This window comes from Atopobium sp. oral taxon 199 str. F0494 (assembly GCF_000411555.1).
GTDB lineage: Bacteria > Actinomycetota > Coriobacteriia > Coriobacteriales > Atopobiaceae > Lancefieldella.
On sequence record NZ_KE150486.1, the window covers coordinates 954,012 to 971,528 of the forward strand.

The window sequence follows — 17,517 nt, forward strand, 5'->3', positions numbered from 1 at the left end:
CCGCCGATTTTATTTGACAGAGATCTCAGAGTCGCAACGGTTTTGCAATACTATACGGTCAGGCTATGCTATGAGAACGATTTCATGCGCGCATCCGCGCCAACCGCACCGCTCACGTCGTACCGTATAGATTGCGAGGAGCCTATGAACATCACCACGGTAGCCAAACTGGCAGGCGTTTCTCGCGCTACGGTATCGCGCTACCTCAACGATGGATATGTCTCTGACGAGAAGCGCCGAGCTATCGCGCGCGTCATCAAGGAAACGGGCTATATCCCCTCTCGCCAGGCAAAGATTCTGCGCACGGGCAAGACCCATCTTATCGGAGTCATTATTCCGAAAATTAACTCGGCATCGGTGTCACGCATGGTCGCCGGTCTGTCTTCGGTGTTCAATGACTCCCAGTATCAAATGCTCCTTGCAAACACCGACAACCACGAAAAAGAAGAGATTGACTATCTGCGCGTCTTTACCGAAAAAGATCGCGTTGACGGCATTATTTTGGTCGGAACCATTCTGACGCCCGAGCACGAACGCGTCCTTAAAGACCTTCGCATTCCTTTGGTCGTACTCGGCCAGGAATTTGACGGATTCTCCTGTGTCTACCACGATGACTATCATGCCCTGTACGACATCACCTCACATGCGCTGAAGTACGGATCAAGACCCGCTTACATCGGCGTTACCGAGCGTGATATCGCCGCCGGTAAAAGCCGGCATATGGGCTTTACTCACGCTTGCGATGCGAAAAAGATTAAGGTGCCGGAACGAGCGCAGATCGAATCCGATTTTTCGGTCGATTCAGCCTATCTCGCCTGCGAAACACTGCTTGACGTATATCCCGAAGTCGACACGATTGTTTGCGCAAGCGACGCGATTGCCTTCGGAGCCATGACCTGCCTGAGGGAATTTGGTCGAAACGTACCGGAAGATGTACAGGTCACCGGTGTCGGCGATTCCGATCTTTCCAAAGTTATCACCCCTTCGCTTACCACCATCCATCATCACTACAAAACGTCAGGCATGGAGGCGGCGAAGATGCTCATCGGCGCGATGGATAACGAAGACAACATTGTGCGCGAAATTCGCATGGGATATGAACTTCTTGTGCGCAATTCAACCCGTTCAGACGCACAGGCGTAACCACCTTTTTGCAGGCACTAATTCCATTGCGGTATCAAACCTTTTAGCATGTCGTTTTTGAGTGTGGGAACGATTTCATAGATTTAAGAAAACACTACCCAACACTACCATTATTTGCTATATTCTTTCTATGGGAACGATTTCATAAATTGTTCGGATAAGGGAGGATTGCATGGCACTAGATCACGCAGAGGCGGCACGGCAAATCCTGGAGGCGGTAGGCGGCGCGGACAACATTGTTTCCGCGGCACACTGCGCTACTCGTCTTCGTCTTGTTGTCGCAGACGACTCCAAAGTAGACAAAGAAGCGGTCGATAACGCCGTGGGAGCCAAAGGCAGCTTCCAGGCGGCCGGTCAGCTTCAGATCATCTACGGAACCGGCACCGTCAACAAAGTCTTTGACGAGTTTATCAAGCAGGGCAACATCTCAGCCACGTCAAAGGACAGCGCTAAAGAAGCGGGTATGGCAAAGGCCAACCCATTCCAGCGTGCTGTCAAAGCTTTGGGCGACGTCTTTGTCCCCATCATCCCTGCTATCGTCGCGTCCGGCCTGCTCATGGGCCTCACCGAGGGCATCAACAGTGCCATGGGCGGAGCGCTTGAGACCAACAGCTGGTACATCCTTGTTCATACGTTCTCAAACGCATCCTTTGTGTTCCTGCAGATTTTGATTGGCTTCTCCGCCGCCCGCGTCTTCGGTGGCAATGAGTTCCTCGGCGGCGTTATTGGCATGATTATGAATCACACCGCCCTCATGAACGCATGGAGCATCCCCAATGCTGTACAGCAGCTCGGCGATGCCGCCTATAAGATCGTTGGTTCCGAATCCGCCGCCGCCTGGCTTACCTCAGTAACCGGCAGCGCTGTGGATGCGGCTCACGCTACAGCCGGCGCAATCATGGCCGCGGGTGGCATTCCGCAGGTCCAGCTCTTCGGCTTCTATAACGTCACTCTGCAGGGGTATCAAGGACACGTCATCCCTGTAGTTATCGCCGTTTTCATCATGTGCATGCTGGAGAAATGGCTCCACAAGCATGTGCCTGACATGCTCGACCTCTTTGTAACTCCCCTGGTAACCGTACTGGTAACCGGCGTTCTAACTCTTACCGTTATCGGACCGCTCTTCTCCTGGATTGAGAACGGCGTCATGGTCGGCTTCCAGTTCCTGCTTGCCATTCCCTTTGGTCTTGGTGGCGCTCTGGTCGGAGCTATCTACCCCACAACGGTTGTTCTCGGCGTACACCACATGTTCAACGCGCTTGAGGCTACCCTCATCGCCAACACCGGAATCGACAACTTCAACCCCATCATCTCCTGCTGCAACGTTGCGCAAGGCGCCGCCTGCCTGGCAGTCTTCGTTAAGACTCGCAGCATGAAAAAGAAAGAGCTCGCGCTTCCCTCCGGTATCTCCGGATTCCTCGGCATCACTGAGCCCGCCATCTACGGCGTCAACCTGCCCAGCATGAAGCCGTTTATTGCCGCTATGATTGGCGGCGCTGTCGGCGGAGCCCTCGTTTCTATTCTCGGCGTTGTCTCCATCGCCTACGGCATCACCGGCATCTTTGGCTTCCTTATTACCACCAGCCACTCAGTTGCCTATGCCATCTGCATCCTCACAGCTGCAATCATCGCTTTTGTCATCACTTGGATGATTTACAAAGACACTGAAGATGTCACCACACCAAAGGAAGAGCAAAAACCGAACATCGAGAAGGTCGTCGCCACCACAGCAGCTACGGCAAAGCAAACCGCTGCCGTCGCTACTTCGGTTGCCGAAAGCAGCCAGGGCGTTGTTCCGACCACTGGCGCCGATACCGTCGTCGCCCCCATGTCCGGCGATGCCATTGCAATGACTGAGGTCTCAGACCCCGTCTTCGCTTCCGAGGCTATGGGCAAGGGAGCCGCTATTGAGCCCACCGAGGGCAAGGTCTTCTCACCTGTTGACGGTTCAATCACCATGGTGGCAGAAACCGGACACGCCATCGGCCTGCTTTCCAACAGCGGCACGGAAGTGCTCATCCACATCGGCATTGATACCGTTACGCTCAAGGGAGCTCCTTTCACTGCCAAATGCAAGGCTGGCGACAAGGTCAAGAAGGGCACGCTACTTATGGACGTCGACCTCGGCGCCATCAAGGCTGCTAACCTTCCCGCCACAACCATGGTAGTCATCACCAATACCGATGAATACGCTTCCGTTGAGGGCCACACAGGATCTAAGGTCAAAGCCGGAGACCCGCTTATCAACGTCAAGTAACCGCCTGCGTAAACGATGAGATAAGCGATTACGTAAGCACAACGCCATCACACGGGGCGCACAAGCAGAAACGCACTGCGGTGCGCCCCATATAATCCTGTATACGAAGTACGGACAAAGGAGCCAATATATGTTTTCCGTCACGGCACTGGGCGAACTGCTCATTGACTTTACCGATACCGGCATCTCTCCGGCCGGCCAGAAGCTCTTTGAACGCAATCCCGGTGGCGCTCCCGCAAACGTTCTGGTAGCGCTTGAGCGCCTTGGTAAAAGTACGGCTTTCATCGGCAAAGTGGGAACCGACATGCATGGAGATTTTCTCCGCGCCACCCTTGTCACTGCCGATGTCAACTGTGACGGCCTCATCTCCGATCCAAACTACTTCACAACCCTCGCTTTTGTCGCCCTTTCCGAAGAGGGCGAGCGGACGTTTTCTTTTGCCCGCAAACCGGGAGCGGATACGCAGCTTACATCTGAAGAGATTCGTACCGATATTATCGAGAAGAGCCGTGTTTTTCATGTAGGCTCGCTCTCTCTCACCGATGAGCCGGCGCGCAGCGCTACCATCGACGCTCTAAAAGTGGCGAAAAACGCCGGCTGCATTCTTTCGTACGATCCCAACTATCGCGCAAGTCTTTGGAGCGACCCGGTCACTGCAAGCACGCATATGCAGTCTGTCGTCGCGTACATGGACCTCGTTAAAATCAACGAGGAAGAAACTACTTTGCTCACCGGGCATGATGACCCTGCCCAAGCCGCTGAAGCGCTTCTCGCCAAGGGGGTGAAGGTGGTCTGCGTAACGCTCGGTGGAGAAGGAGTGCTCGTGGCCACCAAAGAGGGCGTTGCGGTGGTTCCCGCCTTTACCGTTGAGGCGGTCGATACCACCGGGGCAGGAGATTCATTCTGGGGCGGTTTCCTCTGCGCGTTTTTGGACAGCGGAGTCGATCTGGCGGACATTACGCTTGAAGATGTCAAAACGTGCGCGAAGTTCGGAAACGCCGTGGCGTCCCTCTGCGTCAGAAGGCGTGGCGGCATTCCCGCGATGCCCACCCTGGACGAGGTCGAAAGCGTCCTCGCGTAAGGGCGCCCCAGCGTAGGAGCGCTCCGCGTAAACAGCATGTAAACAATGCGTACAACGGTTTTCCTTGGGTTGATTGCACGGCGATACAATCGAAACGTAGCCATATAAAATAAGAAGAGGAGTGCAGGCATGGCAATGCTCATCAACCTTGAAGCAAAGCATAACTGGCGTCTGAAATATCATCTGCAGGCGCCAAACGGTAACATAACTGATCCCAACGGACTCTGCTATTTTAAGGGTCTCTATCACGTCTTTCACCAATATGTTCCCCGCTGGCCCAAGCGCGGTCACGGCTGGGGCCATTGGACAAGCCCCGATCTCATCACATGGACCTTTTGCGGTGGCGCCATCATGCCCGACTGCGAGCTCGACGCAAACGGATCCTATTCGGGAAGCGCCATCATCAAAGATAACCAGATGTGGTGCTACTACACAGGCAACTTCTTGGAAGAAGGTGACCACGACTACGACTATTCCGGTCGGCGCGCCAACGAAACGCTGACTATCACCGAAGACGGTCTGAACTTTGGTCCAAAAGAGCTGGTGCTCGGCAATGATGGCTATCCCGCATATTGCTCCAACCACGTTCGCGACCCCAAGGTTTGGGAACAGGACGGAGCGCTCCATATGCTGCTGGGCGCCCGCACTATGGACGACCGCGGCTGCGTTTTGCTGTACCGCTCTGAAGACGGTCGCGCATGGACGCTGGAGGGCACCTGCACCTCGCTTTCGGACAGGGCGTTCGGCTACATGTGGGAATGCCCGAACCTTGTCACGCTTGACGGGCGCGAGTTCCTTTTTGTCTGTCCTCAAGGCAAATCGAAGGAAGATCTGCGGTTCCAAAATATTCACAACTCAGGCTATTTTGCCCTCGATACCAAGCTCATTGATTTAATGGCTGGCGACAAGGACCTCATGAACGCGAAGGCTCCCTATCGCTGCATCGATGAGCGTGGCTTTGTTGAACTTGACTACGGCTTTGACTTTTACGCTCCTCAAGTCTTTGAGGATGCTACGGGCCGTTCTCTGCTTATCGGCTGGGTTGGCGTACCTGACATCGAATTCCAGTATGACGTTCCCACGCGTGAATGGGCTCACACTGTTACGATGCCGCGCGTCCTTTCACTTAACGAGGCGGGCCGCGTCTGCCAGTGGCCGGTAGAAGAAATGAACGCGCTCCGCGGCAAGGCGGTATCCTTTACTCCTGAGGCCGCGCACGGCGCTTCAGGCTTTGTAGGATCATCCAGCTACGATATGTTTGTCATGGACGGCGCTCTTGGCGCTACCTTCGCTGGAGGCACCTGCGACGTTTCGATTGACAACATCCAGGGCGAAGGGCGTCTCCTGCTCAACGCAGATCTTGAGTTCGTGGTACGCGGAGATACCGCCGAGCTTGTCTTTTTGGGACCTGCGGGCCGTTTCCGCACCCTGCGTCGGCTCCCGCTTTCCGCGCTTTCTGCGGGCAAGATTGAAAGCATGCGCCTTATGGTCGACACTTCCGTTGTCGAGCTGTTTGTCAACGGCGGAGAAGTAACGCTTACTACCCGCTGGTTCCCCATGGATATCGATACGCTTCATGTGACATCGACCTTCTCGGCACAGCACAGCGGCTATGAGATGGACGGCTACACGTTCCAGAATTGCTAAGAGCTTTTTTATTCAGCGTGCCACGGTCTGACCTGCGTCAGTCGTGGCACGTTTGTGCAGAGATTTTGCACAAAACGCATCTGCTTATTGCATCTGTCGCGACATTCGCTAATATGCTGTGTTCGACATGCTGTCACCATCCAAAGGAGCACGATGTCCAAGTTATTTTGGAATCCTCAATTGCACCTTCAGCCTCGAAATGGTTGGCTCAACGATCCCAATGGTCTTTGCGAGTTCAGAGGCCTGTATCACGCCTTTTATCAATACGCCCCCAAGTGGCCTGAAGACGAGCTCAAATATTGGGGCCACTGCGTCAGCAAAGACCTCCTCAGCTGGGCCGATCAGGGCATCGCGCTCTCACCCGATATTGCCGAGGACCGCGACGGCGTGTTCTCAGGTTCAGCATGGGTCGACCGCGGCGCCGCTCCTGACGGCGGAGATCTCATGCGCGTCTTCTACACGGGCAACGTCATCGATACGTCTATCGGCGAGTATATCGATGAAGGCCGGGAAGCCAACGAGATTATGGTCACCAGCGAAGATGGTATTCATTTCTCCGAGAAAAACGTGCTTCTGCGCAATATTGACTATCCCCAAAACTGTACCCTGCACGTCCGTGATCCCAAGGTTTGGGAGCAAGACGGTTTGCTTCACATGCTGCTCGGGGCCCGTGAGCGCGGCGAACACAATACGCCCAACGTTGATGAGCGTGGCGATTTCGGCTGCGTGCTGGTATATGACTCCGCCGATTCAGGCGAAAACTGGAAGCTGCGCACGGTCATTCGCCCCGTTGACACCAAAGGTTCTTCTCGACCCTTCGGATATATGTGGGAGTGCCCCAATCTCTGCCGGTTGAACGGCTATGAGTTTCTCGCCGTATGTCCGCAGGGACTCCCCTCAAAAACGTTCCGCTGGCATAACATGTGGCAGGCGGGGTACTTCCCTCTTCCGCAAGGCGAGAAGGTCGCTGATGCCACAACCGTCAACGTTGACAGCTTTGTTGAATGGGATTACGGCTTTGATTTTTACGCGCCACAGATTTTCGAAGACGAAAGCGGCCGCACTATCTCCATTGGCTGGATGGGCACGTTCGACGAAAGTTACACAAGCGCTCCTGAAGGTATGGACCGCTGCCATGTCATGACGCTCCCCCGCGAAATCAGCGCGGATGACGCGGGTGTCCTGCATCAGGTGCCTGTGCGTGAGTTGAAAAAACGTCGCGGCGCCGCACTGTCCCTCAAAAACGACACCACCCTTGAGCTGGACGGACTTTGCGCTGATATCGAACTGAAGGGAATTCGTACGACCGCAGGCCGTCTCATGCTCAACGATATATTGAGCATTTCTTTTGAGCGTGGTACCTTTGGCATTCATTTTGCCGATACTGACGCGGGTAGAGACGCCTCAGCCGGCAGGAGCGAACGCTGGATCCGCCTTGATGACCTACGCAATATCCGTATCGTTATTGATGCAAGCTGTGTTGAGGTCTACGCCAACGATGGCGCTGAGGTATTTTCCACCCGCTGGTTCCCATCAGAAAACAAACTACGGATTCGTTCAAACTTTGATGTCATGAGCGCTTCAGTTTACCCACTTGAAGCTTAGGTTTACTCAGACGAAGGCTCGTCTGCCGCACCTGGCTCATTTGTTACCGCTGTCTCAACTTCATTTGTCATCTCGGGAACATCTGCTGTCATCTCAGACTCGCCTGTCGCAAGCTCATCTACTGCTTCCTCAGCTTCACCAGCCATTTTGTCCTTGGAAAATGTAACCGTAAACACCGTTCCTTGAGGCTCGTTCCCATCCACCGCAATGTGAGCGTCATGTCTCTTGAGAATAGCCTTGACCAAAGAAAGACCGATGCCGGCGCCTCCGAAGGCTCGCGAGCGAGACTTGTTTACCCGATAGAACGGCTCAAATATGAGGTCTCTCGCCTCAGGGTCAATGCCTACTCCCGTATCGGCAATGCGGATTACAGCCGTATCCTCCTGTGCCGTAAGGTCAACATCCACCGTTCCTTCATCGCGATTGTATCGAATGGCATTTTCCACAAGATTGTAGAGCGCACGATACAAAAGATCGACGTTTCCTTTTACCGCGAGAGGCTGCACATGAGTCTGGACCCGAACGGAATGCTCCTGCGCAATCGGCTCAAGATCAGAGACAACAGTCTCAATCATTGTGTCAAGCGAGATGTCTTCGACATCAGACAGCTCTCCGGTGGCCGTAAGCTCCAAAAGGCTGGAAATGAGAGAGGAAAGACGGTCTACGTAGGTCTCCATCGTATCCACGAGCTCATCGTATTCTTTCTGTTCGCGCTTCTTTTTCTTGAACACGTCAAGCCGAGTGCGAAGTACCGCAAGCGGGGTTCTCAACTCATGCGCCGCACTGACCGAAAAACGGCTTTGCATGGCAAACGCCTCACCGAGCTGCTCTGTCATCTGGTTAAACGACTTCACAAGCTCCTGGATCTCCTCGCCACCTCCATCAACTTCAATGGGGCGAGAAAGGCTGTTCGGAGCAATTTCGCGCATGTGGGCTGAAAGTTGTTTGACAGGCTTGGTATAGCGCCCTGCTAAAACGTATGAGGCGCAGCTTCCAACGATAATCACAAACACCAGAATGAGTAAGGCCTCAGATAAAATCGTCTGTTCGATTCCAGCAACATCCAAAACAATGGAGAGGTCTCCTCGCCGCAGTGAGTTTGCCGCGGCAACTTCCAATAGCTGCGCGGTTGAATGGTATACAAGCCAGGTCAACACAGCGCAGCAACACACGAGAAGAGCCACCATAAGAAGGGTGAGCCGTGCACGCACCGATCGCATTGGCTTCGTGATTTTCTCACTAATCTGTATCATCGCTCTCCTCCTTGAGGTAATAGCCCTCTCCCACTTTGTTTAAAATCGGGTCATATCCAAGCACTTCTCGCAATTTTTTTCTTACAGAAAAAATATGGACTCGCACGGAATTGCTGAACGGATCTACATTGCTATCCCAAGCATGTGACAGCAGTTCTTCGCTGCTTACTACAGTGCCTGCGTGGCGCATAAGATATTCCAGTATCGCCAATTCCTTTTTAGTGAGGTTTACCTTGACGCCCTTGACAAAGACCTGCCGAGCAGCCGTATCAAGACAAAGTTCTCCCGATACAAGCGACGTTTCTCCGTGAGTATATTCGCGCCGCAAAAGATTGCGGATACGAGCCTCAAGCTCGCCAAAGGCAAACGGCTTTACCAGATAGTCGTCGGCCCCCGCATCCAAGCCGATGATACGGTCGTTTACCGATGAGCGGGCGGAAAGAATCAATACCTTGGTTTCAGAATGCTGCTCTCGAAGCGTGCGCAGAAGGTCCAAGCCGTCAACGCCGGGAAGATTGAGGTCGAGCAAAATGAGGTCGTACTGCTCAATCTGGGCCATCTCAAGCGCTTCGGTTCCGTTGTCGAGAAGGTCAACGTAATAGCCGTCAATCTCAAGTCCTTCCCCGATAGACGTAAGAAGTTCGCGCTCATCTTCTACCACAAGGATCTTCAAATCCGAACCTCCACACATTGACCGCACTGCACACGGTTGATGTCGTCATTGCTGATGCTGCTCAGACCGCGCCGCGAGTCATGCTTTTTGGCACCTGACTCGGACGCGGTCCTTACAGCCTTTTCACATACTAGCCTAACCGATTACAGAGTATGCCGACGAGCATGCCAAGTCGCTTGCGGCATATACATACGGTTTACTTGCTCTGAGAGAGCGCCTGCTCAACGCGCTTTTGGAGCTCGCTGCCGTCGAGTTTTTCAGCGCCGCCGGTAATAGGATCACCTACAAGTTTGCCGTTCTGATCGATAACCATCGTTGTGGGGAATGCTGTCAGGCCCTCAATGACCTTACCGGCGTCACTCTTGGGGTCAAGAGCGATGTTTCCATAGGTCACACCCTGCTTCGTAAGGATATTTTGAGCTTCCTTCTTTGCGTCGTCAGTATACGCTGCCTCAGCGTTTACGCCTAAGACATTGACGCCCTTATCCTTGTACTTATCGGCGAGCTCCTGGAGCAAAGGCATTTCCTTTATGCAGCCTGTGCAGCCGTTGAACCAGAATGACAAAACAGTAACCTTATTCTTCTTGAACATCTCGTTGTCATACGTCTCTCCCGAAGTAATGTCGGTTGCCTTGAGCGTGGGGAACGTATCGCCGTCCTTCAGGTGAAGCTTAGAAGCTGCCTCGGGCGGCACATCGGACGAGCTTGACTGCTGCTCAGAGGTTGAGGCTGACGGCGTTGATCCCGTGTCCTTTTTCGCATTTGCATTGCAGCCTACCAGGGCGAATGCCATCAGTACTCCCAAAACATACACCAGTGGTTTCATTGCGAACTTTTTCATACCAGGTTCCTTTCTGACGCTTTCTTTCTACGTAATACGCATCCTGCGTATTCGTAACACTTCCTGCATATGATTTCCGACCTGTCGGACGGTTCATACCTTTACAAAGAGGCGCACGCCTCATAAGAGCGCAAGAGCGCTTCTTGCTTTACTACCGTGCCGCTTTTGCAGCGGCCTTTTGTTTTGAAGCTTTCGCTACCACGGTCTTCGTGCTCCTTGCTGCCTTTGCTGCCGCGGTCTTTGCCGCCGCAACCTTCTTTGACGCTGCAATCTCACGGTTCATCAACATGAGTTTTGAATCAATCGCGTGTACCGGACATGCTTTAATGCATTCTCCGCAGCGGATACATTCAAGCGCGGCGTTGTTCTTGGTGATATCCACATCCATCTTGCACGTACGGGCACATTTTCCACACTTGATACAGGCGTCCGTATCAACGCGATACTGCAAAATAGAAATCCGGTTGAACAGCGAATAGAAGGCCCCCAAAGGACAGATCCATTTGCAGAACGGGCGGTAAAACATAACGCTCAAAAGCACGATTGTCGCCAAGATACTGAATTTCATCGTAAAAAGCGTGCCGAGAGCCGCTTTGATGCTCTCATCTGCAAGCGAGAGGGGAATCGCTCCCTCAAGTATGCCTTGCGGGCAGATGTACTTGCAAAAATAGGGGTCACCCATTCCTACGGCGTTTTGAAGCAAAGCCGGAAGTGCCCACACCATCACGATTAAAATGACGTATTTCAGATAGCGCAGCCATTTGAGCTTTTTAGTACCAAACTTCTTGGGAAACGGGATTTTGTTGAGCAGATCCTGCACCCAGCCAAAGGGGCAGAGAAAACCGCAGACAAACCTCCCCAGAAGGGTTCCAATCAAGATCAAAATACCCGTAATGTAGTAGGAAAAACTGAACTTGGAGGAGCCGACTACTGCCTGAAACGCTCCGATAGGACAGGCCCCTGTTGCCGCCGGACAAGAATAGCAATTAAGTCCAGGTACACAGACCGATTTTGCCGAGCCGGTGTAAATAGTCCCTTTGATGAAATTGGGAATATGGGGATTCGTAAGAAAGGCCGCGCATGCCTGCACAACTCCTCTCCTGCTGATAACTGACCATACCCGCTTTCCAAGAGTACACGCTCCGGTAACTACCTTATTCACGAGCGCACCTACCCGATACCCACACACTCAAGGCAGATACGGACCGCTTTTGCAAAAACGGTCTGAACTTCTCCCCGAGAGGCTCCATACACCACAAACACACCGCCCAAAAGTAAAAACACGATTGGCAGTATTCGCAAACGACAACTTCGAACACAAGCGAGCTTTGATTCCATATGCTCTCCCTTCTCCTGTGCTCACCAGTACAACAGAAGGGGTGTTAAATCATTGTTAAGCTAATCTCTACAAACGAGAAGGGCTCGGAAATCCAAGCCCTTCTCGCCAGAAACAACATCAGCACACGACTCTTTTTATCGAGGTAGCACGCCTACTTTACCCCTGCTTTTTCTTTAGCGCGCTCGATGGCGGCAAGCTGCTCATCAGAAAGATGAATGGCTCCAGCGCCATGATGGGTTCCGCAGCTTGAGCGGTCCGCACCTTCATTCACAATCGAATCCATACCATACCGATCGCGACCCGTATACGGCATAGTCGCCTCGTTCGTCACGGGATCAAACTCATTCTCAAGTCTGAAGTCGTTGGGGCCAGAAGCGCTGCCTGCAGAGATTCCGTTTTTGTAATTCTCTTTGGCGACCGAAATCATGAGCTTGATGCGGTTGAGCTGGTTTACCTCGGAGGCGCCGGGGTCGTAGTCCACGGCAACGATGTTGCTCTCCGGGTGCATCTGACGCAAGCGCTTGATAACAGCCTTGCCCACCACATGGTTCGGCAGACAGGCAAACGGCTGCGCACACACGATATTGGGCGTACCGGTGTCGATAAGATCGCACATCTCGGCCGTAAGCAGCCAGCCCTCTCCCATGGTGTTGCACAGAGAAAGAATCTGCTCGGCTTTTTTGGCCAGATCAAAGATGTCAGGGTAGGGCTCAAAACGCTCACTTTTCTCAAGCATCTTGTTGATAGGCGTGCGAAGACCCTGGACCAACCTGATGCCAGCCATGTGCGAGATGCGGCTCTTGAGTTTGGTGCCCAGCTCCTTATGCGTATTGATGGCGTTGGTCATGCCGAAGAGGAAGAAGTCTACAAGCCCTGGTACGTTGGCTTCGCAGCCTTCTGACTCGATAACTTTGACCAATTCGTTGTTGGCTGTCGGGTGGAATTTGACCAGAATCTCCCCCACAACGCCCACGCGGGGCTTCTGTCGATCATGCGCCACCGGAAGTGCGTCGAACGCGTCTACCGTATGCTGGCACATTTTATAGAAGCCCGCACGGTTAATGGTGCAGATGCGTGAGCGTGCGTCAGCCATGAGCTGGTCATACAGCTCATTTGCCGACCCTATCACGGCTTCATACGGGCGTACGCGGTACAAAAGCTGCATGATGAGGTCTCCGTACAGAAGACCATACACAGCACGGATCAAAAGTTCAGGCTTAAAAAGTCTGAAGCCGGGATTGTCCTCATCAAGACCTGAGGCAGCGGAAACAGAAATGACAGGAACTTCCGGATGACCGGCATCTCTCAGCGCCTTGCGGATAAGGGCAATGTAGTTAGTCGCACGGCAGCCGCCGCCTGTCTGAGAAATCAACACGGCCGTGCGTGTCAGGTCATAGTTGCCCGAAAGCACCGCTTCCATAATCTGGCCGGTAACCAAGATTGACGGATAACAGATGTCGTTGTTGACGTAGCGAAGGCCCGTGTCAACAGCACCCTGATCAACCGAAGGCAGCAGCACCACGTTGTATCCCGCGCCCCTGAGTAGCTCTTCTACCAGCTCAAAGTGAATCGGCGCCATCTGCGGAGCCAAAATGGTATAGCCCGCCTCCTGCATTTCCTTGGTATAGCGCACCTTCTCGTACGCGGCGCTCTGAGCCTCACGGTACACCGGCACCCGTCTGCGACTGCCATCACCGCTACGGCCACCACCAATGCCAGCAGCCGCGCTCGTAGTGACGCTCTGGCGAGAAGAACCTGTGTCCCGCAACTTTTCCAGAGAACCGTCAGCCATGCGCACGCCGACGGGCGCAACCTCTTCAATCTCTCCCGCCGCTGTGGCACGTTCAAGTTCTGCTCGCTGCTCTTTCAAGGCAGCCATGAGCGAACGGACGCGAATACGCGCCGCGCCAAGGTTGGAAACCTGGTCAACTTTGAGCATCGTATAAATCTTGCCCGAAGCCTCGAGGATTTCCTGAACCTGATCGGTTGTCAGCGCGTCAAGGCCACACCCAAAGGAGAAAAGCTGAATCAGATCAAGATCGTTACGAGACGCCACAAAGCGCGCCGCCCGGTACAGGCGCGAGTGGAACATCCACTGGTCAACCACGCGAATTGGCCGCTCCGGCAACATTTTGTGCGCCACCGAATCCTCGGTAAGCACAGCAAACCCAAACGAGTGCACGAGTTCGGGAATGGCGTGGTTTATCTCGGGATCGTTATGGTATGGACGGCCCGCGAGCACGATGCCGTGCGCGTCATGCGCTTCAATCCACGCAAGGGCCTCGTCACCGGCGCGGTGCATGGCGTCCTTGAATTCGATGTCAGCCTGCCACGCCGCGTCAACCGCCGCATCAATTTCGGCGCGCGTGATGTGATCGCCGCGGAACCGACCTTTGCCAGCCGCCGCGTCCTTCTCGCGCTGTTCAGAAATGAGCTCGTACAACCGGCGCTTAAGCTCGGACTTTTTATCGTAGGGAATAAAGGGTGCCAGGTACTCGACGGTCGGCGCGGACAGCTCGTCTACATTGAGGCCAAGCGCCTGCGGATAGCTCATGACAATCGGGCAGTTGTAGTGGTTGGTCGCGGATTCGTCTTCCTTGCGCTCCCAACGGATACAGGGCATCCAGATAAAATCAGGGTCTTTCTCCAACAGGTTCATGATGTGCCCGTGGGAAAGCTTGGCCGGATAGCACGCCGATTCCGACGGCATGGATTCGATACCTTTGTCATAGGTCTTCGCGGTCGTCTGGTCAGACAAAATGACCGAGAAGCCCAGCCGAGTAAAGAACGTATGCCAAAACGGATAATTCTCGTACATGTTGAGCGCACGCGGAATGCCAACGGTGCCGCGCGGAGCCATTTCCTTTGGCAGCGATTCACGATCAAAGAGCAGCTTGTTCTTGAACGCAAAGAGGTTGGGGGCCTCGTTTTTCTTGCCGCGTTTCCTGCCCGCGCCCTTCTCGCAGCGGTTACCGGTAATAAAGCGATGCCCGCCACCAAAATCATTGATCGTCAGAAGGCAGCTATTGGGGCAGATGCGGCAGTGCGTATTGGTGAGCTTAACCTCAAGGCTGTCGATTGCTTCTTTATCCAAAAGCGTGGACACTCCCGTGGCTCCCGCACGGTCGCGAGCGAGAAGAGCCGCGCCATAGGCGCCCATCGTACCGGCAATATCGGGGCGAATGACGTCACGTCCGGTAAGCAGCTCAAATGCTCTGAGCGTTGCGTCGGACATAAACGTGCCACCCTGCACAATGCAGTGCTCCCCAATTTCGTTGAAGTCACGCAGTTTGATAACTTTGAACAGGGCGTTTTTGATGACGGAGTAGGAAAGACCGGCAGCCACGTCGCCGATGGTCGCCCCTTCTTTTTGCGCCTGTTTAACGCGGGAGTTCATGAAGACGGTGCAGCGTGATCCAAGGTCAACTGGCATGTGCGCCTTGGTTGCCACCTGCGCAAATTCTCGAACATCCATCTTCATGGAATCCGCAAAAGACGCAATGAACGAGCCGCACCCCGCCGAGCAGGCTTCATTCAGCATGATGTGCTCAATGACGCCATCTTTGACCTGCAGGCACTTCATATCCTGTCCGCCGATGTCAAGAATGAAGTCAACGTCGGGTACGAACGCTTTGGCACCGCGCAGATGAGCCACCGTTTCAATCTCACCGGAATCCGCGCGGAGTGCTTCAATCAAGATGCCCTCGCCATATCCCGTCGTAGTCACGTGGCCGATAATACAATCCTTGGGCATGGCGTCGTAGATGGAATCCATGATCTTACGGGCGGTACCCAGAATATCGCCGTTGTTATTGTCGTACCAGGTATAGAGCAGCTCGCCCTTCTCGCCCACAACTGCGGCTTTCATGGTGGTCGATCCGGCATCTATGCCGATAAACACACGGCCATGGTAGCCGGAGAGATCTCCTTTGGGAACGACTTCTTTGTTGTGCCGCTCCTTAAAGGCCTGGTAGTCGGCCTCCACTGCAAACAGGGGGTCAAGGCGGGCGACTTCTGATCCCTGAGCTCCCTTAAGATTATCGAGAGCTCCGATGAGCTCAGCAAGCGTGGTTGAGCGCTCGGTCTCTCCGGCAAGAGCCGCTCCCGTGGCAACAAAGAGGTGAGCGTTCTCGGGCACAATAATATGTTCATCATCCAAGTTAAGCGTGATATAAAAACGGCGGCGCAGTTCGGAAAGGTACTGCAGAGGGCCACCAAGGAAGGCAACGTATCCGCGGATGGGGTGTCCACAGGCAAGACCTGAAACCGTCTGGTTTGCGACAGCTTGGAAGATAGACGCCGCGATATCAGCGGGCGCCGCGCCCTCGTTTAACAGGGGCTGCACATCGGACTTTGCAAAGACGCCGCAGCGTGACGCGATAGGATAAATCTGCTTCGCGTCCTTGGCAAGATTGTTGAGACCAGTAGCGTCGGTCTTTAAGAGGGACGCCATCTGATCAATAAACGCACCGGTACCTCCTGCGCACGTTCCATTCATGCGCTGCTCGATGCCGTTGTCAAAGTAAATAATCTTAGCGTCTTCACCGCCAAGCTCAATGGCTACGTCAGTTTTGGGAATAAGCGTCTCAACCGCACGCTTGGATGCAATAACTTCCTGAACAAACTCCAGATCAAGCCATTGAGCAAGCAGCATACCGCCCGATCCCGTAATAGCCGCGTAGAGCGGAGCGGAACCAATGACGCGCTGAGCCTTTTCAAAGAGCTCGCGAGCCGTAGCGCGGACATCAGTATGATGGCGCTCGTAGTTCGCGTAGATCAGCGTAGCGTTTTCATCAATGACAGAGAGCTTGACGGTAGTGGAGCCGACATCAATACCAAGCATAAGATGAGCAGCATCCAGGTCAATCGGTTGCGCAGGAGCAAGCTCTGCGCCATTTTGTATCAGCTCAATCTTCTCGTTACTCATTGTTTTTCTCTCCAAGAACCAACGTTGCCAAAGCAAAACGAGGAATATCCAATTTGATTGGTTTGCCGTAAAGGTCGCCCGGCGCCACAAACATAAGCGCGGTCATAAGGCCGGCCATCTGCTCGTCAGTTTCGCGCATGCCTCCGGTAAGCCAGCGCACCAAAACGCCGACCTCAGCGGAAATAGCAAAAGTCAGATAGTAGTCAAAGAACGGCCCGACCGCACGCGGGTCCAAATCGTGAAGGGCACGCTTTGCAATGACCTCATGAACCATGCGCTTGAGACGCTCGGCAAAGGCGGGATCTCCGCCATTACCAAGAAGCGCGCGTAGATAGAATCCACGCTTACGGATAGCGCCGAGAAGTTCAGCGGAGCCGGGACAGGGTTTGTACGAGTCAAGCGCGTCTTTCAACTGCGCAAGGTTCACTTCAGCAAGCGCTGACAGATAGGGCTTCAGCTCTTGAAGAGCGTCTTGCTCAACCCGGTCAACCAAGTTGGGAATATCTTTGAAATGAGAGTAGAACGTGCGGCGTGTCACTCCCGCGCGATCAGTAACGGCCGTAACGGTCACTTGGGAAAGATCTCCGACCGCATCAATTTCTTCCGCGAGCGCGCGCCTCAGTGCCAGGCGCGTCCGCAGTGAGCGGCGATCAAGCTGCAAGAGCGTCGCCGGGCGAACGACTTCCAATTCCAGAGGCTGGGTCATGTCTGCCTTTCACTAGTTATTTCACACAGTGAGTATTATTGCACA

12 protein-coding genes are annotated in these 17,517 nt (G+C 53.9%); 5 read left to right on the plus strand and 7 right to left on the minus strand.

All coding sequences use genetic code 11. The features are described 5' to 3' along the window. The first annotated feature begins 144 nt into the window (after positions 1–144). The 5 genes from HMPREF1527_RS04295 to HMPREF1527_RS04315 all read left to right on the plus strand — a co-directional run bounded on the left by HMPREF1527_RS04295 (position 145) and on the right by HMPREF1527_RS04315 (position 7,733). The gene (locus HMPREF1527_RS04295; protein ID WP_016477478.1) at positions 145–1,143 is read left to right on the plus strand and encodes a LacI family DNA-binding transcriptional regulator; all 999 of its coding nucleotides are present in this window, start codon (positions 145–147) and stop codon (positions 1,141–1,143) included. Positions 1,144–1,315: 172 nt separating this feature from the next. Continuing rightward, a complete protein-coding gene (locus HMPREF1527_RS04300; protein ID WP_016477479.1) occupies positions 1,316–3,400 on the plus strand; it encodes a PTS beta-glucoside transporter subunit IIBCA in 2,085 nt (694 codons plus the stop codon). Positions 3,401–3,530: 130 nt separating this feature from the next. Then, positions 3,531–4,481 (plus strand): carbohydrate kinase family protein, encoded by a 951-nt coding sequence (locus HMPREF1527_RS04305; RefSeq protein ID WP_016477480.1) that lies wholly within the window; start codon positions 3,531–3,533, stop codon positions 4,479–4,481. Between the two features lie 129 nt (positions 4,482–4,610). Next, a complete protein-coding gene (locus HMPREF1527_RS04310) occupies positions 4,611–6,128 on the plus strand; it encodes a glycoside hydrolase family 32 protein (protein ID WP_016477481.1) in 1,518 nt (505 codons plus the stop codon). Positions 6,129–6,281: 153 nt separating this feature from the next. After that, a complete protein-coding gene (locus HMPREF1527_RS04315; protein WP_016477482.1) occupies positions 6,282–7,733 on the plus strand; it encodes a glycoside hydrolase family 32 protein in 1,452 nt (483 codons plus the stop codon). Between the two features lie 2 nt (positions 7,734–7,735). Here HMPREF1527_RS04315 and HMPREF1527_RS04320 read toward each other — a convergent pair whose 3' ends face one another. From HMPREF1527_RS04320 to HMPREF1527_RS04345, 7 genes are all read right to left on the minus strand, one after another. Continuing rightward, positions 7,736–8,986, minus strand: coding sequence for a cell wall metabolism sensor histidine kinase WalK (locus HMPREF1527_RS04320; protein WP_016477483.1), 1,251 nt, complete (start codon positions 8,984–8,986; stop codon positions 7,736–7,738). Further along, positions 8,973–9,659: a response regulator transcription factor gene (locus tag HMPREF1527_RS04325; protein ID WP_016477484.1), complete on the minus strand. Its 687-nt coding sequence runs from the start codon at positions 9,657–9,659 to the stop codon at positions 8,973–8,975. Before HMPREF1527_RS04325 ends, HMPREF1527_RS04320 begins: the two co-directional genes overlap by 14 nt. Before the next feature lie 196 nt (positions 9,660–9,855). Then, positions 9,856–10,500, minus strand: a complete 645-nt coding sequence (locus HMPREF1527_RS04330; RefSeq protein WP_016477485.1) for a TlpA disulfide reductase family protein — start codon at positions 10,498–10,500, stop codon at positions 9,856–9,858. 151 nt (positions 10,501–10,651) lie between these two features. Further along, a complete protein-coding gene (locus HMPREF1527_RS04335; protein WP_369745363.1) occupies positions 10,652–11,608 on the minus strand; it encodes a 4Fe-4S binding protein in 957 nt (318 codons plus the stop codon). A gap of 62 nt (positions 11,609–11,670) precedes the next feature. Next, positions 11,671–11,838: a CD1871A family CXXC motif-containing protein gene (locus HMPREF1527_RS07850; RefSeq protein ID WP_016477487.1), complete on the minus strand. Its 168-nt coding sequence runs from the start codon at positions 11,836–11,838 to the stop codon at positions 11,671–11,673. Between the two features lie 152 nt (positions 11,839–11,990). Continuing rightward, positions 11,991–16,766, minus strand: coding sequence for a 2-hydroxyacyl-CoA dehydratase (locus tag HMPREF1527_RS04340; RefSeq protein WP_016477488.1), 4,776 nt, complete (start codon positions 16,764–16,766; stop codon positions 11,991–11,993). Next, positions 16,759–17,472, minus strand: a complete 714-nt coding sequence (locus HMPREF1527_RS04345) for a TetR/AcrR family transcriptional regulator (RefSeq protein ID WP_016477489.1) — start codon at positions 17,470–17,472, stop codon at positions 16,759–16,761. Before HMPREF1527_RS04345 ends, HMPREF1527_RS04340 begins: the two co-directional genes overlap by 8 nt. Positions 17,473–17,517 lie beyond the last annotated feature (45 nt).